This is a genomic window from Enterobacter sp. C3_dUdeg (assembly GCF_057536195.1).
The window spans coordinates 412,282-433,809 of the sequence record NZ_BAAKFX010000002.1; the positions used below are offsets into that span (position 1 = coordinate 412,282).

Sequence of the window (21,528 nt, forward strand, 5' to 3'; positions counted from 1 at the left end):
TATTATGGTATGCAAAATTGATTCAGGAATGAAAATAAAGGACCGCCGCGGTGAGCGAAACGTTTTTCTATAAAGAAGCGCCGCATTTTGTTATATAAAAATGCGGCTACCATAAGAATATATAATACATCAACGAAACGATTATCTCGCCGATTTCGCTTCCGCCATTTGTCTGCGGCGACGCAGCGCAATAGCCAGCTGGATAATATTGATTAAAACGACAATCGCCGTGGCCGCAAATACCCAACGAAAACCGGCCATCGCGGAAACGGATGCGCCAATAAGCGGACCGGCAACATTCCCCAGATACATAAATGACTGGTTATATCCAAAAATACGCCCCGTCACCTGGTCGCTGGAATATTTAACCAGCAGGGTCTGCACCGCAGGCAACATTGCACCATCAGCAAACCCGAGCAGAAATCGCAATACGCCAAGCTGAAGCGGAGAGGTGACAAACGACATCGCGAAGAAGAGCACGACCGCAAAGATCAGCGTCGCCATCAGGATGCGCGCCGTGCCGATCCTGTCACCCAGTTTTCCCAGACGCGGCGCGGAAATCAGAGCGGATACGCCCGGCACGGCGGCAATCATGCCGCTCAGAAAAGCGATATTTGTACTTTCCGGCTCCATCGACTTGATAAACAGCGCCAGAATCGGACCGACCGAACCGTTACAAAGCTGGATAACCATAGTGGTCACAAACAGGCTGATCATCAGTCCAGGATAGGGCAGCGAGGCGAAGACGGCCTTGCCGCTCAGGCGTTCAGATTTACTGATAACCGGGCGGCCTCCCTCTTTGATAAGAAAGAGCGTGACCAGAAAACTGACCACCAGCAGGATCGCGGTGATGATAAATACCGCGCGCAGCCCGACGTGGTCCGCCAGAAAACCGCCCAGCAGCGGACCGCCGATGACGCCGCTGATCTGTGCCGTGGAGAGCGTACTCAGCGCCCAGCCGCTACGCTCGCGCGGCACCTGAGAGGCGACCAGCGCCATGGCATTCGGAATGTACCCTGACGTCAGCCCCATCACCGCACGCAGGAAAAACAGCTGCCAGACGTTGGTGGCGAAGGCCTGGAGCAGAATGGCAATCGCCATCCCGAGCGAGGCGCGCAGCAGCATCAGTTTTCGGCCTTTACGATCCGCCAGGCTGCCCCACATCGGTGACACAATGGCGGAGACCAGAAACGTGACGCTGAACGTCAGGCCGGACCACATGGAGAGCGCTTCATGCGAGGTCACCCCCAGCTGCGAGACGTACAGCGGCAGGAACGGCAGGATCTGGCTGATGGCCAGCCCGGTAAAGAAGCAGCCGAACCAGACCGAGATAAGATTAACTTTCCAGGATTCCATAAAGAAATAGTCTTCATTTTTAGGCGAATTCGCCTACAGATTAGCAAGTTACGCGTTTTGACGTCGCACCAGAGATGCGGCCCGACTGACTTTGGTGTTTTATCTTCCCAGTCATCATATTTGTGAAATAAGTCACAATTCATCCATTTTCTGGCGGAATATTATGCTTCACCGACAGAGTCCGAAACCGCGCATTCCCAGATGAAAATGGTTGGCATGCGCCGCGTTATACTCCGGCCCCAGGCCGTTTCCGTAGTAGCCGCAGCTTGCCGCCAGCATGGCCTTCAGCCATGGCTGCGTTGTTGCCGCCTTCCAGCCGTTCAGCACCGTGACGCGTTCCCCGTTCGCCAGCCGAAAGGCTGCGATATCCAGCGCCTCCGCCGTGGCATGCTCACTGCGTCGCGCGTCAGGGCGGTGGTAAATATTGCGGCAGGCAAAGCTGCCGAGGTGGTCGATACGCGCCAGGTCGCTGCCCGTATAGCGTTTTGTCAGCGGCCGGGCCTGCTGGCTGATAAACAGCGCAGAGCTGAGCGCCAGCGGACAGCTGGCAAGAAAGCTGCTGTTCAGGCCGACCGGGCCGAAGTCACGCACGCGCACAACGTTGTTGAGCGGGCACGCGCCGCCGCTGTCGGCCACCGGCTGGGTGCGGATAAGATCTCTTTGGTTAGCCTGCGAAAGCAGCGTCGCGCACGCCTCGGGAGTTAAGCGCCGGAGCTTATACTGGGTGATACGGCCCGGCGGGTCGTCAAGCGTCAGCGGCATGAAAGGGTTGTAGTAAGGCGGCAACCAGCGGTAACCCACCGTTGCAACGGCCACAATGATGAATACGGTCAGCAGCGTTTTTCCTTTCACTCTCCCCCCTCAACATTCCCCAAAACATTATGGCAGAAGGCCGCGAAACCCGCCGGGCATCGTGGTATGTTATTGGCTTTTCGTCAGACTGGAAGAGAGTGAGATGGCTAAGCAGCGCGTAGGTATTGTCTTTGGGGGAAAATCAGCGGAGCACGAAGTGTCATTGCAATCGGCCAAAAATATCGTCGATGCGATCGATAAAAGCCGTTTCGACGTGGTGCTGCTGGGCATTGATAAACAGGGCCAGTGGCACGTTAATGATGCCAGCCAGTATCTGCTGAATGCTCACGACCCGGCGCATATCGCCCTTAATCCTTCGGAAGTGAGCGTCGCCACCGTACCCGGCGTCCTGAAGGGGCAGCTCATCGACGCCGGCAACGCTCAGGCTCTCGCCCAGATCGACGTTGTCTTCCCTATCGTTCACGGCACCCTGGGCGAAGATGGTTCCCTGCAGGGGATGCTGCGCATGGCCAACCTGCCGTTCGTCGGCTCGGACGTCCTCGGCTCTGCCGCGTGCATGGACAAAGACGTCACCAAACGCCTGCTGCGCGATGCCGGGCTGAATATTGCGCCATTTGTGACCCTCACCCGCGCCAACCGCGACAAGCACAGCTTCGCGCAAATTAGCGGAGAGCTGGGTCTGCCGCTGTTTGTGAAGCCGGCAAACCAGGGCTCCTCCGTGGGCGTCAGCAAAGTCACCAGCGAAGCAGAGTTCACGCAGGCCGTCCGTCTGGCGTTTGAGTTCGACCATAAAGTGGTGGTTGAGCAGGGCATCAAAGGCCGTGAAATTGAGTGCGCCGTGCTGGGCAACGATTTTCCACAGGCGAGCACCTGCGGCGAAGTGGTCTTAAACAGCGACTTCTACTCGTACGACACCAAATACATTGATGACAAAGGCGCGCAGGTTGTCGTTCCTGCGGATATCGATCCGGCGATTAACGATAAGATCCGGGCGATCGCCATTCGCGCTTATCAGACGCTCGGCTGCTGCGGCATGGCGCGCGTGGATGTGTTCCTGACGCCGGAAAACGAAGTGGTGATCAATGAAATCAACACGCTGCCGGGGTTCACAAACATCAGCATGTATCCGAAACTGTGGCAGGCCAGCGGCCTGAGCTACCCGGAACTGATCACCCGCCTGATCGAACTGGCGCTGGAGCGTCACGCCGCCGACAGCGCGCTTAAAAGTTCCGTAAACGGTTAATCGACGCCCTTCGCCTCATCCGCTGTCGTCTCTTCAGGACGACGGCGGATAATCAGCCCCGCCAGCCAGAAACTTATCACCCAGGTCACCAGCCCGACGGCATAGGTTTGCCATCCTTTTGCTTCAAACCCCAACAGGCCCACGACACCATTAAGAATAAAGATCAGCCCGATAGCAAAGGCGTAATAGTGCCAGTCACGGCGTAGTTTGGACGTGAGCTTCATAACAACTCCGGCAGGAAAAAAAGACATCCTCTCACAGTTTTACGGCCAGGTCTGTGGCAGATACGGAAATTCTGAAACGCGACGCAATTTCACTTAAGTGACGAAATTGTGATGTGCTGCAGAAATCGGCAATCCAGGAGGATTCCGGCGCGTAAATTACCACGATTCTGATATTGACAAATGCGATGACCTGTCAAACTCACCCCGTAAGACGCGTATTAAAACAGAGTGATACCACGGGAGGTCAACATGGCTGACTTTACATTGTCGAAACCGATTTTTGGCGGCAAACCAAAAACCTCCACGGCGGGTAATATCGCTTATGCCCTGTTTGTCCTGTTCTGCTTCTGGGCCGGTTCCCAGCTGCTCAATATGCTGGTCCATGCGCCTGGCGTTTATGAACACCTGATGCAGGTGCAGGATAACGGACGCCCGCGAGTTGAGATTGGCTTTGGCGTCAGCACCCTGTTCGGCCTGATCCCCTTCCTCGCGGGATGTATGATTCTGGGCGTTGTAGCGTTAGTTTTGCGCTTTCGCCGTCGCCGTTAAAGCCCCATACAGCGCGCCCGACGATCGTCCACGCGTTTTGCGAACCATGCGGTGGTCAGGTTACGCGTGATCTTCGGGCTTTCCAGCAGGATCCCCGGCAGGATAGCCCTCGGTAACGCTTTCCCACTCTTCTTCTCTGCAAGCGCAAACACCTTGTTGTACAGATCCGTTTTCTCAAATGCCATGCTATCGCCTTTCTCAAGCTGATGACGAATGTCACTATTGCTCAAGCCAAGCGTGGTGGATAATTTCCGTACTGCCAGCTCGGTGCTTCCCGCCTCGCTGCTGCCATAAGCGATGAGATCGCCGTCCAGTGCGAGCTTGACGCCGCTTGCGCGGCTGACCGCACTCTGGAATGCCGCGTTACGGCTGGCGTACCAGCCCGCGTTAAAGTCGGCAAAGCGGTACAGCGGCTCATTGTAGTTCGCCGGATAGTTCAGCAGATGATACGTGCCAAACCACAGCCCACCGCGCAGGGAGAAGACCTCCTGACGTACCGTACCGTCGATTTTCCACGGGTAGCCGTCGGTATGCTTCTCCGCGAACGCAATGCTCACCTGCATCGGGCCACCGGTATGTACCGGGTTCAGTGAGCCAAACAGCTTCTGCCCCATCGGGACCATACTGATGAAATCATCAAAGATGGCGCTGAGCTGTTTTTCGGTTTTCACCGCGTCCAGCCGTTCGCTGTAGCTTTTGCCGTTCGGCGAGGTGATTTTAAGCGCGGTATGCACGAGGAAAACCGGGATATGCATGGACTCCGCGCGGCGGTCGATCTCTTTCCAGGCAATTTTGTTCAGGCCCGGCACCACCGGGTCTGACTGATACATCGACTCCTGCTGCGCCACCGCCAGCACCGAGCAGATATTCTCCTCGGTCGGCGCGATCTTTTGGCTTTCAAAGGTTTTTGCCAGCGCATCTGCCCACGCGTTGCGATCCTTCACGCTGGCGGGCATTTTCTGCCGCACAACGCTCGCCACATCGACGGGCTTCTCCCCCTTTTTGAGCGGAGCGGCCCCTTTTTCGGCACAGCCTGCCAGCACAAGAGCGGCCAGCAAGGACAACGGTAACGCGCGCGGTACGACAAAAGACATAGCAACTTCCTGTATTAGCTAAATGTGTTAGTGACTTCCTGCAGGTCACGATCGTCCAGCTCACGTTCAAAACTGCGCAGACGTTTGTAGATGGACATCAGTTCTACCAGGGTGGTCCAGGAGCTGATCAGGTACTGGAACGACCCGCGAACCTGACCGAAAACGTTGGTGATCTGCGTCATCAGACCGAGCGTAATCGTACCCGCAACAATCGACGGGAACAGCAGGAACAAACCGAAAACGTTATCCACCTGTAGATACAAAATACGGGCAATGTTGAAATACATATAGTGGAAGTAGAGTCGGAAGTAGTTACGACGCACGGCGCCAAACAGCTCGCGGACGGTTGGCGGCGAGGCGCGGTTGGCGTCATCTTCGCCGTAAACCAGTTCTTTACGGTAAGCGGCTTCCACGCGTTGATTTTTAAACTCCAGGCCCGGCAGTTTGATCCCCACCACCGCCAGCAGGCCCGTGCCCATCAGCGACCAGACGATCGCGGCAATCACCAGACCATAAGGAATATGGCCGACAATCGGCAGATCCGGCACGTGCGCCGAGAGCGTCACCAGCACCGGCAGGAAGGCGATTAGCGTCATGATGGCGTTGATAAAGCTGACGCCCATGTCTTCAAGGGTGGAGGCAAAACGCATGGTGTCTTCCTGCACACGCTGTGCGGCACCTTCGATATGGCGCAGGTGCTGCCAGTGCGCCATATAATGTTCGTTCATCGCGGTACGCCAGCGGAAAACGTAGTGGCTGACGAAGAAGTTGTTCATCACGCCGATAATCACCGCAATAAGGGCGATACCGAGGAAGACGCCGACTTCATGATAGAACTGGTTGATGGTCACCTTATGCGGCGAGCTCAGCGCGGTCTGGATCAGATCGTAGAACGGCGCATACCAGGCGTTAACCGCCACGCCCACCTCCACGAGGAACCAGGTGACAAAGATAATTAGCGATGTGCCGAGGATAGACCAGTACTGCCAGCGGTGCGGAGAATACATAAACCAGAACAGCGCAAACAGCCCCACGCATACCGTGTAATAGGCGTAAAACAGCAGATAGCTCAGCGACCAGAAGCGCGCCGCGCTAATCGGCACCTCGCCCGTTGCTCCCGTGATGCGCGTCAGCCATGCGCCGCCGCCCGCCTGCCAGAAAATGACAGCGATGAGTGCCCAAATAAATGCCGACAGGAAAAAAGGCCCCGGCTTTGGGAAAAAAGACTTAAACATAATGCTTCCTTCTTGTTGTTATGGCTGTTGCTGTGCACAACACGTTACCACACGAAAAACCTGCCCGAGCCAGCCTCCCGACTCAGGCAAAAAGGTCAGACCCGAGGGTTGATTATTAGTTCGCTTTCCAGTTTTCGAGAATTGTTTCGGTGCGTTTCACCGCGAGAGGATTCGCCGGCGCGATGAAGTTACGCCAGACGTCGTTGTGGTGGTTAATCAGGATCCGCGCATCTGCCGCCGGGCGATTGGCGGTAGTATGGGCATCTTCCGCCACGGTGATGTGATAACCCCGGCTGACGCCGTTCTTGATCGTCGCATCGACGCAGTAATCGGTGGCGCAGCCGCAGATGACAAACTCGCGAATGCCCTGCTCACGCAGCAGCGCCTCAAGCACGGTGTTATAGAAGGCATCACAGGCGGTTTTGGTCACATACAGCGCGTCAGCTGGCTGATGGAGTTCAGGCAGTAGCGCAAACCCTTCACTTCCCTCTTCCAGGCCCCCTGCCTCGGTATGCTGAATAAAAATGACCTTGTCGGCTGCCTGCGTAAGCTGGTTGATCAGAGAGACACATTTTTCGCGCTGATGACGAGGGGTTTCAAATACCCCGTTCTGCATATCGACAACCATAACCACACGCTTCTCAGACATACCGTTCTCCGTAAGATTGAGTGACACTGGTGCCTATCATAAGCCCGATGTCACAAAATGGGAGATGGCTCGTAAGTAAATTGTTCATATTTACCCATGGTTACGTTTTTCTCGCTATCGTTATGCAATTCGGGCATTGCGCGGTACCGATTAGTAGTATAAATACCCATTACTTTCTTCATTCACTTCATGGATGCTTTTCGTTGAAACGTTGTCTGCTCTCTTTTGCCGCGCTGTGTGCGGTGAGCTTTTCTACCGCCCAGGCAGCCCAACCGCTGACGGCGCCCGTTTTAGCTTCAGATATTGCCGATCGCTACGCGAACCTTATCTATTACGGCAGCGGCGCGACCGGGATGGCGATGGTCGTCATCGACGGCAACCAGCGTGTATTCCGCAGCTTTGGCGAGACGCGCCCAGGAAATAACGTTCACCCGCAGCTGGATTCCGTTATCCGCATCGCGTCCTTAACCAAGCTGATGACCAGCGAAATGCTGGTGAAATTGCTCGATCAGGGCGTGGTAAAACTCGACGACCCGCTCAGCAAATACGCGCCTCCAGGCGCCCGGGTTCCAACCTATCAGGGTACGCCGATTCGGCTTGTGAACCTTGCCACCCACACCAGCGCCCTGCCGCGTGAGCAGCCAGGCGGGGCGGCGCACCGTGACGTATTTGTCTGGCCAACGCGCGACCAGCGCTGGAGCTACCTGAGTACCGCCACGCTGAAGGCGGCGCCGGGTTCGCAGGCCTCTTATTCAAACCTGGCCTTTGACCTACTGGCGGACGCCCTTTCAACGGCGGCTGGCAAACCCTACACGCAGCTTTTTGAAGAGCAGATAACCCGTCCGCTGGGTATGAAAGACACCACCTTTACCCCGTCTCCGGATCAGTGTCGTCGCCTGATGGTGGCTGAGAAAGGTGCTAGCCCCTGTAATAATACGCTCGCGGCCGTGGGCAGCGGCGGGGTCTATTCCACGCCTGGCGACATGATGCGCTGGATGCAGCAGTTCCTTTCCTCAGATTTCTACGCACGCAGCAGCCAGGCCGATCGCATGCAGACCCTGATTTATCAGCGCACTCAGCTGCAACGCGTCATCGGGATGGACGTGCCGGGTAAAGCCGACGCGCTCGGTATGGGCTGGGTCTATATGGCACCGAAAAATGGCCGTCCGGGTATTATTCAGAAAACCGGCGGCGGCGGTGGATTCATCACCTATATGGCCATGATCCCGCAGTCAAACGTGGGCGCATTTGTGGTGGTCACCCGCTCCCCGCATACGCGTTTCGTCAATATGAGTGACGGGATTAATAACTTAGTGGCTGAACTGAGCGCCAATAAAGCCCAGGTTCTCACCGCGTCTAACTAATTTTAATATTCCGTGGGCAAGCGGTTGATGCTGACCAGCTTGCCCCGGCTCATGTTGATATAGTTTCCCTGCCTCAGGGCGGCAAGCACCTCGGCAACAACGGAGCGTGAAATTCGTGTGCTCTGTTGAATATGATTCATCACACCGATTTTTGAACGCAGCGTTTCATCCCATTCCGCCATATTCAGCAGCATCGAGCGGATCTGGTGATAGGAGTTATTTCCCACCAGCTGCTTATCGCGTTTCTCGAGAATGTAAGTTATCCAGGATAACCAGCAGAAGGCCTCTTTCCAGAGTGAATACTGCTGGATGAGTTGACGGGTGGTTTCCGTGGGCAAATAAAAACCGGTACAGGCCGTTTTAGCAATCACCCTGTATTCGTGAGAGTGATTAATCACCACCGTAGACAGCCCGAATATAAAAGGGGCAGTCGCAATCCCCACCAGCAATTCATCAGAAGTTCGATAAACCTCAATAACGCCGGTTTGTAATACGATCGTACAAGGCTCATTCCATTCCCCTGACGTAATTAATTGCTGGGGCGCACATGTAAAAGGGGTGCTGGCCGCTGTTAAATACTGTTCGAGCCGGCGTAATTCAGAAAGCGGTTTCGCATTAACGTTCATGCAGACCTCAAGTCATCCGTATTTTTCGGTCCAATATTATTTTTATTGCTTCTATAAAAAGCGGGGGAGATAACCACTCCCCCGCTTTTATTCATTACCAGGTATATTTCACGCCCAGATTTGCGCCCCAGTTCTGATCAACGTCGCCGCCGCCCAGATAAGTGGCATCGGTGTACGCACTGAAGTTCTTCGTGAAGCTAAACTGGGTGCCCAGCCCTACCCGCACAGCGGAGCCTTTCACGCCGTTATCAATGCTGTCACCGTTAATATCGGCATTGTTATCAGCATCGTCATAGACGTAGGCCAGTTTGAAGTAAGGCGTCAGAGCCTGTTCGCCGCCGTAGTTGAAGGTGTAACCCGTATCAACACCGAGTTCATAACGCAGGCTATCGTATGATTGTCCATCTACGCGCATGTCATTGCTCAGACGATAATCATCGCCAGACTGGAACAGGCCAGAGACGGCTGCATATGGCGTAACGTAGCCAGAGAGGTTTGGCTTCCAGTCATAGCCCAGCTTCAGCCCAAAACCAACAGCATCATTCGTGGTATTGCCGTCAACGTACTCACCGTTGCTCATGTTGGCAGAGAGATCGCTGTTGAAGCGGGTGTAGCTCAGGGAGCTGTCGAGGAACAGATCGTTCATGAACTTCGCTGACGCATAGATCATCGCTGTCTGGCTATCCTGATCGACCTGACCGGTACGATCGCTGATATCACCCTTCGCGAAACCTGCCGCACCACCGACGATCCACTTCGCGTTATTACCGTCAATCTGGGTGTCCAGACCCACCATAATACCACTCACGTCCTGATCGTAGCTGATAACGCTATTGTCACCGTCGAAGTTGCCACCGAAGTAGCTCACCCACGCCCCGCCGTTATCCGTCAGGCCGTGACGGCTGTTGGTCAGACGCGTGCCGACGGTATCCTGCTGCAGATTCCAGATATTGGTATTGGCAGATGGGATGCTCAGCGCCATGTTGGCAGAGTCAGTCAGCTCTTTCTGCTGAAGGACAACGGCGTCACCCTGCTGCTGCGCCTGATAGGTGTAAGCACCTAAATCGGCTTTGTTTGCGGCAGTAAAGCTGGCTGTGGTATCCGCGTTATTGTCATAGACGCGAATAATCTCTTTGTTTTTGTAATCGGCAACGGAACCGGCACCGGTCGCATCGTCGATGCGCACCTGGTAGTTACCTGCAACATCACCGTTTACTGACAGATGGCCATCTGAGTTAATCGCCACAACACCATAGTCGTAATCGGCATTGTACTTATCGTTAGTGATATAGCGTGCGTTGTTCAGATCGCTGTTCAGGACGTAATCACGACTGGCAACGTTCAGCACCCCGCCATCGGTCAGTTCCATATTATGCGTATCAACCTGACCCAGCCCCAGCGCCAGCTCAGCACCGTTATCCACGGTGATGGTGTTGGCATACAGTTGGGCCGTTTCTTCCGTCAGTGCCGCACGGCTATAGCTGTCCAGATACAGATGGTCGGTCGCCACAGCACCGCTGTCTCCAATATTCATTGATGAAGCATTGGTCAGGGTGATGGAGTCCGCCAGCAGACCAGAGTCTTCAACGTTAACCTGAGACTGGTTGTTTACCGTCAGCGTGTCGATATTAGAAAGCTTGCGGGTATCCCACTCAGAGCCATTATCCAGCGCGATGTTAAACAGCCCGCTCTGATACACCGCTTCACCCGCAACGTGTCCGTTGCTGTCATAAATGGAATCCGGCCAAATGCTGTTAGGGGATAAGCTACTCCAGTCTACGTTGCTGTAGCCCAGGCCATACATCTGCGCTGGGCCAATAGCCTCGACGCTGGACTGTGCTGCACCGACCCATTTGCTGCCGTTGGTCAGGGTGACATCCAGCTTATCGGTGCCATCCCAGCCGTTGGTGGTTGGGTTATAGACACCGTCTGCAGTCGTATCCGTTGCCGGATCGCCGTTCGGATAGAAGTTGTTGTCGAAGGTGCTGGAGAACAGAATATCGCCAGTAACGGTGGAATGATCGAACGTGGCAGTGGTCTGCATCGCGTTATCAGACGCGCTAGCGGCAACGATCAGCGCCGCATCATCTGCTGCCGTGGCATTCGTTTCACCGTAGTCGCTCGGCTTCGCGGTTTGACCGTAGAACCCGCTGGTCCCCAGATCGCGGTACGCGCCTGAGGTCAGAACGGAGTCTTTCACCACCAGCGTGTCGGTAAATACTTTGCTGCTGTTGGCTACGCCTTCAACACCGTCGTAAGGAGTGTTATCCGACTCCTGATAACCCTGCGTCAGGGTAATACCGGCAATGTGGGAATTATTCTGGATAACAATATCGGACTCTACATCCAGGGTGATCGCATTACCCAGATTATACGTGTCCAGATAGTGTCTTTCCGTATTTTCCCCATTCACGACATCATACGCATAATGCTCATAGGTATCGTTAATGGTGGAATTATCTACGGTCAGGCTAAAACGATCGTATTGAGAATGGTTGGTGCCATCGGTATCCAGGCCTTCAGCACACGAGGAGGTCATACACTTAGAGGTAATCATGCCATTAATGGTGCTGTTGGAAATGCTTAACGCATTCGCCCGACCATTGATGCCATCATCCAGATAGTATGTTGAAATAACACCATTCACGGTGCTTTTATTAATCACCGGATAAATATCACCGTCATGGGTAGCGCCTGAGTAATCCCAGTCGGCATAGCCATAATACCAGGGGGTGGAAGCGGTATTATCGTATCCGAATGTATTATATGTCGTACCGGAAATATCCTTCGCATTTGCCTGAGAAGCGATAGCCAGGGTGCAGGCTAATGCAAGTTGAGATACAACGAGTTTCTTTTTCCATGTTTGCATTGGGTCATCCCTCCTCAGGGACGTAAGCAAGTTTGTCCATCAATGATTTTGCAATGTTTAATTGCGGAGGGAATTATGCATTTTCATTTCGAAAAGGTTCAATGAATGTTTCCATTAAGTCCGTATCCAGACTAATAACACATCAAAACCGAGAAAGCATCTGCCACTACAGATAAATATTATAAAAACAAAGCATTAAAATACAGACACAACAATAAGACACATATAAAAATATATAATGAATCATTTTCAATGATGTTTTCTATTTAATATAAAAACAATATGAATAACTCATCTCCATTTCGGCGTTATACTGCCCTGCATTATATATTGATGCCAGAAAGTCAAACCCATCACATTTTACAAAAATAAAATGCCCATTTTTACCAAAACACCTGTCTTCACTTTGAGGTACACTAGCCTTCTTTGTTCCACAAACATCAGGCATACCATGACCGATTTAATTGCACGTCCCCGCCGCCTGCGCAAGTCACCTGCACTGCGCGCTATGTTTGAAGAGACAACCCTGACCTTAAACGATCTGGTGTTGCCGATTTTTGTCGAAGAAGAGATCGATGACTACAAAGCCATCGAAGCCATGCCGGGCGTAATGCGCATTCCGGAGAAATATCTGGCGCGTGAGATTGAACGCATCGCCAACGCGGGGATCCGCTCGGTGATGACCTTCGGCATCTCTCACCATACCGATGCCACCGGCAGCGACGCGTGGAAAGAAGATGGCCTCGTCGCGCGCATGTCGCGCATCTGCAAAGAGACCGTGCCGGAAATGGTGGTTATGTCAGACACCTGCTTCTGCGAATATACCTCTCACGGCCACTGCGGCGTGCTGTGCGATCACGGCGTGGACAACGATGCCACCCTGCTGAACCTCGGCAAACAGGCGGTCGTGGCTGCCGCTGCAGGTGCGGACTTCATCGCGCCCTCTGCCGCAATGGACGGACAGGTTCAGGCGATCCGTCAGGCGCTGGACGCGGCGGGCTTTACCGACACCGCCATCATGTCTTACTCCACCAAATTTGCCTCCTCCTTCTACGGCCCGTTCCGCGAAGCTGCGGGCACGGCGCTGAAGGGCGATCGTAAAACCTATCAGATGAACCCGCTGAACCGTCGGGAAGCGATTCGCGAATCCCTGCTCGACGAAGCCCAGGGCGCAGACTGCCTGATGGTGAAACCAGCGGGCGCGTATCTCGATATCCTGCGCGACATCCGCGAGCGCACCGAGCTGCCATTGGGCGCTTACCAGGTCAGCGGCGAGTACGCGATGATCAAATTCGCCGCGCTGGCCGGTGCGATTGACGAAGAGAAAGTGGTCCTCGAAAGCCTCGGCGCCATCAAACGCGCAGGCGCGGATCTGATCTTCAGCTACTTCGCGCTGGATCTGGCCGAGAAGAAAATCCTGCGTTAATCCGCTCTAGCGCCGGGTAGCGGCTTCACCTTACCCGGCCTGCTCTCTGCGCTAATCTTCACCAAACTGCAATACAACCGACATCTGCGCCTTCTACTGTCTTCGCAAGACGGCAGGAGGAGTAACCATGTTTAGCCTCGATAGCGTTCTCGACGATCTTTGGCCTCAGGCGAGGCCTGCACCCTGGCAAAAAAGTCTGTTAAAAAGACTGTTTTACGAAGACGAATTTCAGCAATTTGCCGCAGCACACCGCCACCTGAAAGGACTGGATATGGTGGAGCAAGTTCTGGAACACCTTGATATTCTTTGCACCGTTTCCGCCCGCGATCTTGAACAAATCCCCGAACATGGCCCGCTGGTCATTATTGCTAACCACCCGACGGGCACGCTGGACGGCCTGGCGCTGATGTACGCCGTCTCCCGCGTGCGACGCGACGTTAAAGTCGTGACCAACCGGATGCTGACCCACCTTGAGCCCCTCAGCTCGCTGTTTATTCCGGTGGATAACATGGGCGGCAGGACGGCGAAATCGTCCCTGGTGCAGATGGAACAGCATCTGCAAAACGCGGGCGTGCTGATCTTCTTCCCGGCCGGGGAAGTTTCCCGCCCCACGCGCAAAGGCATTCGCGACAAAAAGTGGCACTCTGGCTTTATCAAACTCGCCAGCAAGCTGCGCGCCCCGCTGCTGCCTGTGCATATTCAGGCGCATAACAGCCTGCTCTTCTATGCCAGCACGCTGGTCTCCCCGACGCTGTCGATGCTGTTGCTGATGCAGCAGATGTTCCGCCGCCGCCACAGCCAGCTGCCGATTAAAATCGGCCAGCAGATTGCCTGGCATCACTGGCACAGCGCCACCCTTTCGTCGCGTGAGATGGCCGAACAGTGCCGTCAGCACGTGATGCGTCTTGGCAAGGGATTGCCTGGCGTCTTTAAAACCCAGTGCGCCATTGCCCGTCCGGAAGACCGGGCCACCCTTAAACGCGCGCTGGCGCAGGCCGAATGTCTGGGCAATACCAGCGACGGTAAAACCATTTATCTTTGGCAACGCAACGGTCAGGAAGACGCCCCGCTGCTGCGCGAGCTGGGCCGCCTGCGCGAGATTGCCTTTCGCGCGGTCGAGGAAGGGAGCGGCAAACGCCGTGACACCGACTGCTACGATGATGATTATCTGCACCTGATCCTGTGGGATGATGAGGATCTGGAGATCGTCGGCGCGTATCGCTTTATGCCGACCGCCAGACAGGTTGAACGTCGCGGTCTGGAAGGGTTGTATAGCTATAGCCTGTTCCACTACGACGACAAAATGCAGGACGTGCTGGAGCACGGCATTGAGCTGGGGCGCAGCTTTATTCAGCCCCGCTACTGGGGACGCCGCGGCCTGGACTATTTATGGTCCGGCATTGGGGCTTACCTGGCGCGTTATCCGAACTACCGCTACCTGTTTGGCCCGGTCTCCATTTCCGGCGGCTTACCGCCTGCCGCGCGGGATCTGCTGGTGGCCTTTTACCGCCTGTGGTTCCCGGCAACGCATCCGCTCGCCGCGTCACGTCAGCCGTATCCCGCATCACTGCCGGACGTGCTCGCGCAGTTTGGCGGCGTGGATTACGTGGACGATCTGACAAAGCTCAAATCCCTGCTCGGCAATCTGGGCTGCGGCATTCCGCCGCTCTACAAGCAGTATTCCGAGCTGTGTGAACCCGGCGGCGTGCAGTTTATTGATTTTGGCAGCGACCCGGCATTTAACGACTGCGTCGACGGACTGGTGCTGGTGGATTTGTGTTACCTGAAGGCGAACCGGTATCAGCGGTATATAGAGGCGCATTTAATACCCTCACCCCAGCCCTCTCCCTAACAGGGAGAGGGTGAAAACCGCACCGGGCAGTCCCCTCGCCTCTTTGGGGAGAGGGTTAGGGTGAGGGGATCAAGGCGCACGGTAGAACGGCTTATCCCCCAGGATCGTCGCCCGCTGCATAATCCGGCGCTGCGGAAGATAGTCCGCATTGGCATAGTGCTGCGTCACGCGGTTATCCCAGATCGCCAGGTCATTCTCCTGCCAGCGCCAGCGCACCTGAAACTCCGGCCTGGTGATATGCGCGAAGAGGAAGCTTAACAGCGCCTCGCTCTCTTTCTCCGTCACATCCACAATGCGCGTCGTGAACCCTTCGTTCACGAACAGCGCCTGCTTGCCGGTGACCGGATGGGTCCGCACGACCGGGTGCAGCAATGGAGGATGTTTCGCAACCGCCTCCTGCCAGCGCTGATGCTCCTCTTCCGTTTTGCGGTACTTGTACTCCTGGAACGATTTTTTGAAGTCGTGCTCCGCCCGCAGCCCGCTCAGCAGCGTCCGGAACGGCGCGGAGAGCGCCTCATACGCCGCAATCCCGCTGGTCCACAGCGTATCCCCCCCGGTTTCCGGCAGCAGCTTCGCCGCCAGAATCGCCCCGGCGGGCGGCGTCTCGATAAAGGTCACGTCGGTATGCCAGTTGTCGTTGTCCGGCGGGTTATCGTTGTGGGTATCCAGAACGATAATCTCCTCCACCCCCTCCGCATGCGGATAGACAGGGTGGATATGCAGATCGCCAAAGCGCAGGGCCAGCGCGCGCTGCTGCTGCGGGGTGATCGCCTGTTCGCGCAGGAAAACGACCTGATGGCGCAGCACCGCGTGGTACAGCTGCTCGAACTGGTTATCGCTCAGCGGACGGGTCACATCCAGGCCCGACACCTGCGCGCCAATGTACGGCCCCAGCGGGGTAATGGTCAGACGTTCACTCATTGTATTTCTCCATGCCAGGGCGTCAGGCGACGCTGTAACGCGCGCAGCCCCAGTTCTAATCCGAAGGCGATCGCGGCGATCACCGCAATCCCTGCCAGCACCACGTCAGTCGCAAGAAACTCTCCCGCCGACTGCACCATAAACCCAAGGCCGCGCGTGGCCGCAATCAGCTCTGCCGCCACCAGCGTGGACCAGCCCACGCCGAGGCCGATGCGCAGCCCGGTTAAAATTTCCGGCAGCGCGCCCGGTAAAATCACGAACAGCAGCACCTGCGTGCGGCTGGCCCCCAGCGACTGCGCCGCGCGGATCCGCACCTGCTGGGCGCTCTTCACGCCCGCCAGCGCCGACATGGCAACCGGGGCGAAAATCGCCAGATAAATCAGCAGGATTTTTGACGTTTCACCGATGCCAAACCAGATAACCATCAGCGGCAGATAGGCCAGCGGCGGCACCGGGCGGTAAAGCTCGATCAGCGGGTCGAGAATACCGCGCACCGTCGGGCTCAGCCCCATCGCAATGCCCACGGGAATGCCGATGATGACGGCAGCCAGAAGCGCCACCAGAATACGCGCCAGACTTGCACCTAAGTGCTGCCACAGCGTGGCATCCATAAAGCCCTGCGGCCCGGCGATGGTAATGAGTTTGGCCAGCACCTGGCCCGGCGGCGGCAGAAACAGCGGGCTGACCCACTGCTGGGCAGCAACCGCCCACCACACCGCCAGCAGTACCAGCAGCGTACCGACGCTCAACGTGATTTGGCGCGAGAAAGGCCAGCGCAGCGCCAGACGCGTGCGGCGCGTTTTTTCACTGAAGACGATGCTCATGAGAAAGCCTCCCGTTGTTCAAACACGCGGCTTAAGACGTATTCACGCTGTTCGATAAACAGCGGATCGGATTTGATGCTGCGCACGGGCTCTCCCGCGACGTAGCGGCGGGCGAAATCCAGCGGCAAGCGCTCCAGCACGCGGCCCGGCCCCGGCGAGAGCAGCACCAGCTCCGTCGCCATAAACACCGCCTCTTCGATATCGTGGGTAATCAACAGCACCTGCTTGCCCGTCTCGTGCCACAGGCGCAGCAGCAGGGTTTGCATCTGCTCGCGGGTGAAGGCATCCAGCGCCCCGAACGGCTCGTCCAGCAGCAACAGCTGCGGATTCGCGGCCAGCGCGCGGGCAATACCGACGCGCTGCCGCTGGCCGCCGGAAAGCTGCCAGATAAAGCGTTTTTCCGCCCCTTCCAGCCCCACTTTTTTCAGCATCGCCCGCGCCGTTTCCAGCCGCTGTTCGCGGTTGATGCCCGCAAGCTGTAGCCCAAACGCCACGTTTTCCTGCACGTTGCGCCAGGGAAGCAACCCTTCGTTCTGGAAGACCACGCCGCGCTCGGCGCCCGGGCCTTCCACCTTTTTGCCTTCCAGTTGAATGGTGCCATGCTGATAAGGGACAAACCCGGCGATCAGATTCAGCAGCGTGGTTTTTCCGCACCCGGACGGGCCCAGCACCACCAGCAGTTCACCGCTGTCCAGCGTCAGGTTGATGTCCTCCAGCGCGGGTTTCCCGCCGTAATCGGCGTACAGGTTCGTAATATTCAGCATGGCGTACTCCTTATTTCACAAAACGATCGGTCACGTACTGGCTGTAATCCGCCGCTACCGCAGGCACTTTGCCCTGCTCTTTCAGGAAGGTGGCGGTATCCACAATCGCTTTGTTCACCGGCCCGGTCAGCTGCTGCACCTGCTGCGCGGGGGTCAGATAGGTATTGCCTTTCACCAGCCCCGGCACGTCCGCTTCCGGCACGCCGCTCAGGCGAGAGAGTTTTTCCAGGTTGGCGGGCTGCTTCAGCCATTCATCCGGGTTGCTGATATACGGCTGCTGGGCGTCAATCGCGCTTTTGGCGAAGGCTTTCACCACATCAGGATGTTTCTCGGCGAAGTCCTTGCGCACGACCCACACGTCGAGGGTTGGTGCGCCCCACTGGCCCACTTTTTCAGAGTCGGTCAGCACGGTGCCGTCTTTTTCCAGTTCGTTTACTGCCGGTGCCCACACATAGGCCCCGTCAATATCCCCGCGCTGCCAGGCGGCGATAATCGCCGGCGGCTGCAGGTTAATGATTTGTACCTGACCCGGCTTGATGCCCCAGTGTTTTAGCGCCGCCAGCAGGCTGTAGTGGGTGGTGGAGATAAACGGCACGGCGATACGTTTGCCGATCAGATCTTCCGGTTTGGTGATGTTTTTCTTCACCACCAGCGCTTCAGAGTTACCGAGCTGCGAGGCGAGCAGGAAAACCTCGATCGGCACCTGCTGGCTGGCCGCAACCGCCAGCGGGCTGGAGCCGATATTGCCGATCTGCACGTCGCCGGAGGCTAACGCACGCACAACGGACGCCCCGCTGTCGAACTTGCGCCAGTCGACTTTCGCGCCGCTCTCTTTCGCAAAGGTGTTGTCCGCCTGCGCGACTTTCGCCGGTTCCGCAGAGGTTTGATACGCGACGGTGACGTCCACCGCCTGCGCCTGAAATGCCCACAGCGCCAGGGCGCCGAGAAGTGTGATTCGCGATGAAATTGCCATAATGTCTGCTCCCCTTGTTGTTATGAGGGCAGTATTTCCGGCGCGGGAATTTTGATAAAGGAATAAAAATGAATCGCTCATAACGATTCGTTTTTAGATAAAAAGCGGGAAAGGATAGTTGGTTTTGTGCGGTTCGTTTTTTCCCCTCTCTCTGTGAGAGAGGGTCAGGGTGAGGGCATCAGCGCTGCGCGTTCAGCTCAGCAATGTCTTTCGGCGTGGTGCGACAGCATCCGCCAATCAGCTTCGCGCCAGCCTCAAGCCACTGCGGCAGATACCCTACCAGCGTCTCGCACGCTTCACCGTGGTGGTGCCAGGTTTTGGTTACCGCATCATAATGCTCGCCCGAGTTCGGATAGACCACCAGCGGCAGCGACGTCAGGCTTTGCAGATGCTTCAGCGCCGCCGTAGTGTTTTCCAGGGCGATGCAGTTAATGCCCAGCGCGACAATCTGCGGAGAGTTTGCCAGCGCGCTGACCACCTCACGCAGCGGCGTGCCGTCGCTCAGGTGTTCGCTGTCGCGCAGGGTAAAGGAGAACCACGCCCGGGCGCGGGGGTACCCGGCCAGAAGCGCCGCCAGCGCCTTGATCTCCACAAACGAAGGCAGCGTTTCGCAGGCCAGCAGGTCAGCGCCCGCATCCAGCAGCGCTTCCACGCGCGGGCGGTGGAAGGCAGTAAACTCCCCGGCGCTGCGCACGTAGTCGCCGCGATACTCTGAGCCATCCGCCAGATACGCGCCATACGGCCCAACGGATCCCGCCACCAGCAGCGTGCCCGCGTGCGGGTTTTCGGCCAGATACGCTTCGCGCGCCTTACGCGCCAGCTCCACGCTTTTACCGATCAGCGCGCGGGACTGCGCCTCGTCCAGACCGCGCGCCGCAAAGCCCGCAGGCGTGGCCTGATAGCTGGCGGTGATCGCCACCTGTGCCCCCGCGCGGTAGTAATCGAGATGCACTTCGCGAATGAGTTCCGGGTTTTCCACCAGCACTTTGGCTGACCAGAGGCTGTCTGCCAGGTTACAGCCGCGCGCTTCCAGCTCCGTCGCCATCGCGCCATCCAGCACCACAAACGGCTGTTTTTCAAGGATGGCGGTAAGCGGGTTATTCTGCGACATGTTCAGGCTCCTGCGATGTCATATTTCGGGTCAGGTAGTACGCACCATAACACAGGGCGACAAACGGAAGCCCGCAATAAAGGGCAATGCGCTGGCTCGGGTCAAACCACAGGCCGACACAGGCCACCACGCAGAGGATAAAACCGAGCACCGGCACCAGCGGATACCACGGCGCGCGGTACTGCAGCGCAGAGAGCGGCTGCCCGGACTGCAGATGACGGCGACGGAAAACGAAGTGCGACGCGCAGATGCTGATCCACACCGCCACCACCGCAAAGCCAGAAATCGCGGAGAGCGCGACAAACACCGTGTCCGGGGTCACGACGCTTGAGAACAGCGCCAGCACGCCGCCGAGCATAGAAACCGAGAGCGCCGTCAGCGGCACGCCGTTTTTGTTCACGCGGGCAAAGCAGCGCGGCAGCGTTTTCTCATTCGACAGCGACCACAGCATGCGCCCGGAAGCGTACAGGCCCGAGTTCGCCGCCGAGAGGATCGCCGTCAGGATCACGAAGTTAACGATGTCTGCCGCGTAAGGAATACCAACCTTTTCAAACACCAGCACGAACGGGCTCTTTTCCACGCCCGCCTGCTGCATCGGGATCAGCGCCGCCAGCACAAACACGGTGCCGATAAAGAAGATAATCAGGCGCGCGATGGTGGTGCGGATCGCAACCGGAATCACCTTGTGCGGATTTTCCGTTTCCCCCGCCGCGATGCCGATAAGCTCCGTCCCGGAGAAGGCAAAGTTCACCGCCACCATGGTCATCAGGATCGGCAGGCCGCCGTGCGGGAACCAGCCTTCGGCGGTAATGTTGCTTAAGCCCGGCGCGGGGGAACCGTCCTGCATCGGGATAAAGCCAAAGACCGCCGCCCCGCCAAGGATAATAAAGGCGATGATGGTGATGACTTTCACCAGGGAGAACCAGAATTCGCCTTCCGCAAAGAAGCGCGTCGAGATGACGTTCAGGCCAAAAATCACCACGCAGAAGACCACGCACCACGCCCAGACGGGCACCTGCGGGAACCAGTACTGCATGCAAAACCCGGCGGCGGTGAAGCTAGAGCCGAGCGCCACCGTCCAGGTGAGCCAGTAGAGCCACGCCACGGTGTAGCCTGTCGCCGGGCCAAGATAGCGGGCAGCATAGACGTGGAACGCGCCGGTTTCCGGCATCGCCACGGAAAGCTCGCCCAGACACTGCATCACCAGCCAGACCACCAGCGCGCCTATCAGGTACGCCAGCAGCGTGCCCGCCGCCCCGGTCGTTGAAATGATGTATCCGGTATTGAAGAATAACCCTGTCCCAATCACGCCACCCAGCGAGAGCATAATCAGGTGGCGTGTTTTCATGGTGCGCTTAAGCTGCCCATTTTCTTGTTGTGTTTGCATATTACCTTCTATACGTATGGACATCTAAACATCCAAAGAAGGTGTGTTATACCGCGATTGTTAATAAAAAGCTAGATGACCAGACGCAAACGGGCACGCCTCGCGCTGAGTCTGGGGTGGGTCGTGAGGATCACATAGAGAATCGGACGCCAGGCCATAAGCACCTCCGCAAGCAGATACTTACAGCATGGTGCGGGAAGCGGCGATCTTCGGTCAGTCGAAAGTGGTATCCGCGAAGAGCGGATTCA

The 21,528-nt window shown here is 56.7% G+C and carries 19 protein-coding genes; 5 read left to right on the plus strand and 14 right to left on the minus strand.

The window, feature by feature from the left end:
* Nucleotides 1–141: 141 nt before the first annotated feature.
* Together AC27FC_RS09600 and AC27FC_RS09605 are read right to left on the minus strand one after the other, a co-directional pair.
* Complete coding sequence (locus AC27FC_RS09600) at nucleotides 142–1,356, minus strand: multidrug efflux MFS transporter (protein WP_039263891.1); 1,215 nt, start codon at nucleotides 1,354–1,356, stop codon at nucleotides 142–144.
* Between the two features lie 168 nt (nucleotides 1,357–1,524).
* Nucleotides 1,525–2,208 (minus strand): extensin-like domain-containing protein, encoded by a 684-nt coding sequence (locus tag AC27FC_RS09605; RefSeq protein ID WP_196354773.1) that lies wholly within the window; start codon nucleotides 2,206–2,208, stop codon nucleotides 1,525–1,527.
* Between the two features lie 103 nt (nucleotides 2,209–2,311).
* On the opposite strand from AC27FC_RS09605, the gene ddlA reads away from it, so the two are divergent.
* Entirely contained in the window at nucleotides 2,312–3,412 is a 1,101-nt protein-coding gene (gene ddlA / locus AC27FC_RS09610; RefSeq protein WP_196354774.1) for a D-alanine--D-alanine ligase, read from the plus strand.
* On the opposite strand, the gene AC27FC_RS09615 is transcribed toward ddlA, so the two are convergent.
* Nucleotides 3,409–3,636, minus strand: a complete 228-nt coding sequence (locus AC27FC_RS09615; protein WP_196354775.1) for a DUF2754 domain-containing protein — start codon at nucleotides 3,634–3,636, stop codon at nucleotides 3,409–3,411. The genes ddlA and AC27FC_RS09615 overlap by 4 nt on opposite strands.
* 249 nt (nucleotides 3,637–3,885) lie before the next feature.
* Here AC27FC_RS09615 and AC27FC_RS09620 point away from each other — a divergent pair, with 249 nt between their 5' ends.
* On the plus strand, nucleotides 3,886–4,185 hold the full coding sequence (locus tag AC27FC_RS09620; protein WP_008503287.1) for a DUF2755 family protein: 300 nt from the start codon (nucleotides 3,886–3,888) through the stop codon (nucleotides 4,183–4,185).
* Here AC27FC_RS09620 and AC27FC_RS09625 read toward each other — a convergent pair.
* The 3 genes from AC27FC_RS09625 to AC27FC_RS09635 all read right to left on the minus strand — a co-directional run bounded on the left by AC27FC_RS09625 (nucleotide 4,182) and on the right by AC27FC_RS09635 (nucleotide 7,163).
* On the minus strand, nucleotides 4,182–5,279 hold the full coding sequence (locus AC27FC_RS09625; protein WP_196354776.1) for a DUF1615 domain-containing protein: 1,098 nt from the start codon (nucleotides 5,277–5,279) through the stop codon (nucleotides 4,182–4,184). The genes AC27FC_RS09620 and AC27FC_RS09625 overlap by 4 nt on opposite strands.
* 14 nt (nucleotides 5,280–5,293) lie before the next feature.
* Nucleotides 5,294–6,514, minus strand: coding sequence for a peptide antibiotic transporter SbmA (gene sbmA, locus AC27FC_RS09630; RefSeq protein ID WP_033144739.1), 1,221 nt, complete (start codon nucleotides 6,512–6,514; stop codon nucleotides 5,294–5,296).
* Between the two features lie 115 nt (nucleotides 6,515–6,629).
* Nucleotides 6,630–7,163, minus strand: a complete 534-nt coding sequence (locus AC27FC_RS09635; RefSeq protein ID WP_033144738.1) for an isochorismatase family protein — start codon at nucleotides 7,161–7,163, stop codon at nucleotides 6,630–6,632.
* A gap of 203 nt (nucleotides 7,164–7,366) precedes the next feature.
* Here AC27FC_RS09635 and ampH point away from each other — a divergent pair, with 203 nt between their 5' ends.
* Nucleotides 7,367–8,527, plus strand: coding sequence for a D-alanyl-D-alanine-carboxypeptidase/endopeptidase AmpH (ampH, locus tag AC27FC_RS09640; RefSeq protein ID WP_023310524.1), 1,161 nt, complete (start codon nucleotides 7,367–7,369; stop codon nucleotides 8,525–8,527).
* A gap of 2 nt (nucleotides 8,528–8,529) precedes the next feature.
* Here the strand turns inward: ampH and AC27FC_RS09645 are convergent, their stop codons facing one another.
* Together AC27FC_RS09645 and AC27FC_RS09650 are read right to left on the minus strand one after the other, a co-directional pair.
* Nucleotides 8,530–9,153, minus strand: coding sequence for a helix-turn-helix domain-containing protein (locus AC27FC_RS09645; RefSeq protein WP_033144736.1), 624 nt, complete (start codon nucleotides 9,151–9,153; stop codon nucleotides 8,530–8,532).
* Between the two features lie 94 nt (nucleotides 9,154–9,247).
* Complete coding sequence (locus tag AC27FC_RS09650) at nucleotides 9,248–12,022, minus strand: autotransporter outer membrane beta-barrel domain-containing protein (protein WP_112778260.1); 2,775 nt, start codon at nucleotides 12,020–12,022, stop codon at nucleotides 9,248–9,250.
* Between the two features lie 451 nt (nucleotides 12,023–12,473).
* Between AC27FC_RS09650 and hemB the strand changes: the two genes are divergently transcribed.
* Entirely contained in the window at nucleotides 12,474–13,448 is a 975-nt protein-coding gene (hemB, locus tag AC27FC_RS09655) for a porphobilinogen synthase (RefSeq protein ID WP_028017695.1), read from the plus strand.
* A 127-nt stretch (nucleotides 13,449–13,575) separates the two neighbouring features.
* Entirely contained in the window at nucleotides 13,576–15,300 is a 1,725-nt protein-coding gene (gene olsF / locus AC27FC_RS09660; RefSeq protein ID WP_033144733.1) for a bifunctional ornithine lipid synthase OlsF, read from the plus strand.
* A 69-nt stretch (nucleotides 15,301–15,369) separates the two neighbouring features.
* Here olsF and tauD read toward each other — a convergent pair whose 3' ends face one another.
* The 6 genes from tauD to mmuP all read right to left on the minus strand — a co-directional run bounded on the left by tauD (nucleotide 15,370) and on the right by mmuP (nucleotide 21,280).
* Nucleotides 15,370–16,221 carry a taurine dioxygenase gene (gene tauD / locus AC27FC_RS09665; protein ID WP_033144732.1) on the minus strand — a complete coding sequence of 284 codons (852 nt, stop codon included), beginning with the start codon at nucleotides 16,219–16,221 and terminating at the stop codon, nucleotides 15,370–15,372.
* The gene (gene tauC / locus AC27FC_RS09670) at nucleotides 16,218–17,045 is read right to left on the minus strand and encodes a taurine ABC transporter permease TauC (RefSeq protein WP_010427972.1); all 828 of its coding nucleotides are present in this window, start codon (nucleotides 17,043–17,045) and stop codon (nucleotides 16,218–16,220) included. Before tauC ends, tauD begins: the two co-directional genes overlap by 4 nt.
* On the minus strand, nucleotides 17,042–17,809 hold the full coding sequence (gene tauB / locus AC27FC_RS09675; protein WP_023334655.1) for a taurine ABC transporter ATP-binding subunit: 768 nt from the start codon (nucleotides 17,807–17,809) through the stop codon (nucleotides 17,042–17,044). The genes tauC and tauB overlap by 4 nt, the downstream gene beginning before the upstream one ends.
* Before the next feature lie 10 nt (nucleotides 17,810–17,819).
* Nucleotides 17,820–18,782, minus strand: coding sequence for a taurine ABC transporter substrate-binding protein (gene tauA / locus AC27FC_RS09680; RefSeq protein WP_126786054.1), 963 nt, complete (start codon nucleotides 18,780–18,782; stop codon nucleotides 17,820–17,822).
* A 178-nt stretch (nucleotides 18,783–18,960) separates the two neighbouring features.
* Nucleotides 18,961–19,893: a homocysteine S-methyltransferase gene (mmuM, locus tag AC27FC_RS09685; RefSeq protein WP_196354777.1), complete on the minus strand. Its 933-nt coding sequence runs from the start codon at nucleotides 19,891–19,893 to the stop codon at nucleotides 18,961–18,963.
* Nucleotides 19,880–21,280 (minus strand): S-methylmethionine permease, encoded by a 1,401-nt coding sequence (gene mmuP, locus AC27FC_RS09690; RefSeq protein ID WP_196354778.1) that lies wholly within the window; start codon nucleotides 21,278–21,280, stop codon nucleotides 19,880–19,882. The genes mmuM and mmuP overlap by 14 nt, the downstream gene beginning before the upstream one ends.
* Nucleotides 21,281–21,528 lie beyond the last annotated feature (248 nt).

What these genes read in the sequence shown, in the direction of transcription:
- AC27FC_RS09600 (WP_039263891.1), bottom strand. Translation starts at nt 1,356, where the DNA reads ATGGAATCCTGGAAAGTTAATCTTATCTCGGTCTGGTTCGGCTGCTTC.
- ddlA (WP_196354774.1), top strand. Translation starts at nt 2,312, where the DNA reads ATGGCTAAGCAGCGCGTAGGTATTGTCTTTGGGGGAAAATCAGCGGAG.
- AC27FC_RS09615 (WP_196354775.1), bottom strand. Translation starts at nt 3,636, where the DNA reads ATGAAGCTCACGTCCAAACTACGCCGTGACTGGCACTATTACGCCTTT.
- AC27FC_RS09620 (WP_008503287.1), top strand. Translation starts at nt 3,886, where the DNA reads ATGGCTGACTTTACATTGTCGAAACCGATTTTTGGCGGCAAACCAAAA.
- AC27FC_RS09625 (WP_196354776.1), bottom strand. Translation starts at nt 5,279, where the DNA reads ATGTCTTTTGTCGTACCGCGCGCGTTACCGTTGTCCTTGCTGGCCGCT.
- sbmA (WP_033144739.1), bottom strand. Translation starts at nt 6,514, where the DNA reads ATGTTTAAGTCTTTTTTCCCAAAGCCGGGGCCTTTTTTCCTGTCGGCA.
- AC27FC_RS09635 (WP_033144738.1), bottom strand. Translation starts at nt 7,163, where the DNA reads ATGTCTGAGAAGCGTGTGGTTATGGTTGTCGATATGCAGAACGGGGTA.
- AC27FC_RS09645 (WP_033144736.1), bottom strand. Translation starts at nt 9,153, where the DNA reads ATGAACGTTAATGCGAAACCGCTTTCTGAATTACGCCGGCTCGAACAG.
- AC27FC_RS09650 (WP_112778260.1), bottom strand. Translation starts at nt 12,022, where the DNA reads ATGCAAACATGGAAAAAGAAACTCGTTGTATCTCAACTTGCATTAGCC.
- hemB (WP_028017695.1), top strand. Translation starts at nt 12,474, where the DNA reads ATGACCGATTTAATTGCACGTCCCCGCCGCCTGCGCAAGTCACCTGCA.
- olsF (WP_033144733.1), top strand. Translation starts at nt 13,576, where the DNA reads ATGTTTAGCCTCGATAGCGTTCTCGACGATCTTTGGCCTCAGGCGAGG.
- tauD (WP_033144732.1), bottom strand. Translation starts at nt 16,221, where the DNA reads ATGAGTGAACGTCTGACCATTACCCCGCTGGGGCCGTACATTGGCGCG.
- tauC (WP_010427972.1), bottom strand. Translation starts at nt 17,045, where the DNA reads ATGAGCATCGTCTTCAGTGAAAAAACGCGCCGCACGCGTCTGGCGCTG.
- tauB (WP_023334655.1), bottom strand. Translation starts at nt 17,809, where the DNA reads ATGCTGAATATTACGAACCTGTACGCCGATTACGGCGGGAAACCCGCG.
- tauA (WP_126786054.1), bottom strand. Translation starts at nt 18,782, where the DNA reads ATGGCAATTTCATCGCGAATCACACTTCTCGGCGCCCTGGCGCTGTGG.
- mmuM (WP_196354777.1), bottom strand. Translation starts at nt 19,893, where the DNA reads ATGTCGCAGAATAACCCGCTTACCGCCATCCTTGAAAAACAGCCGTTT.
- mmuP (WP_196354778.1), bottom strand. Translation starts at nt 21,280, where the DNA reads ATGCAAACACAACAAGAAAATGGGCAGCTTAAGCGCACCATGAAAACA.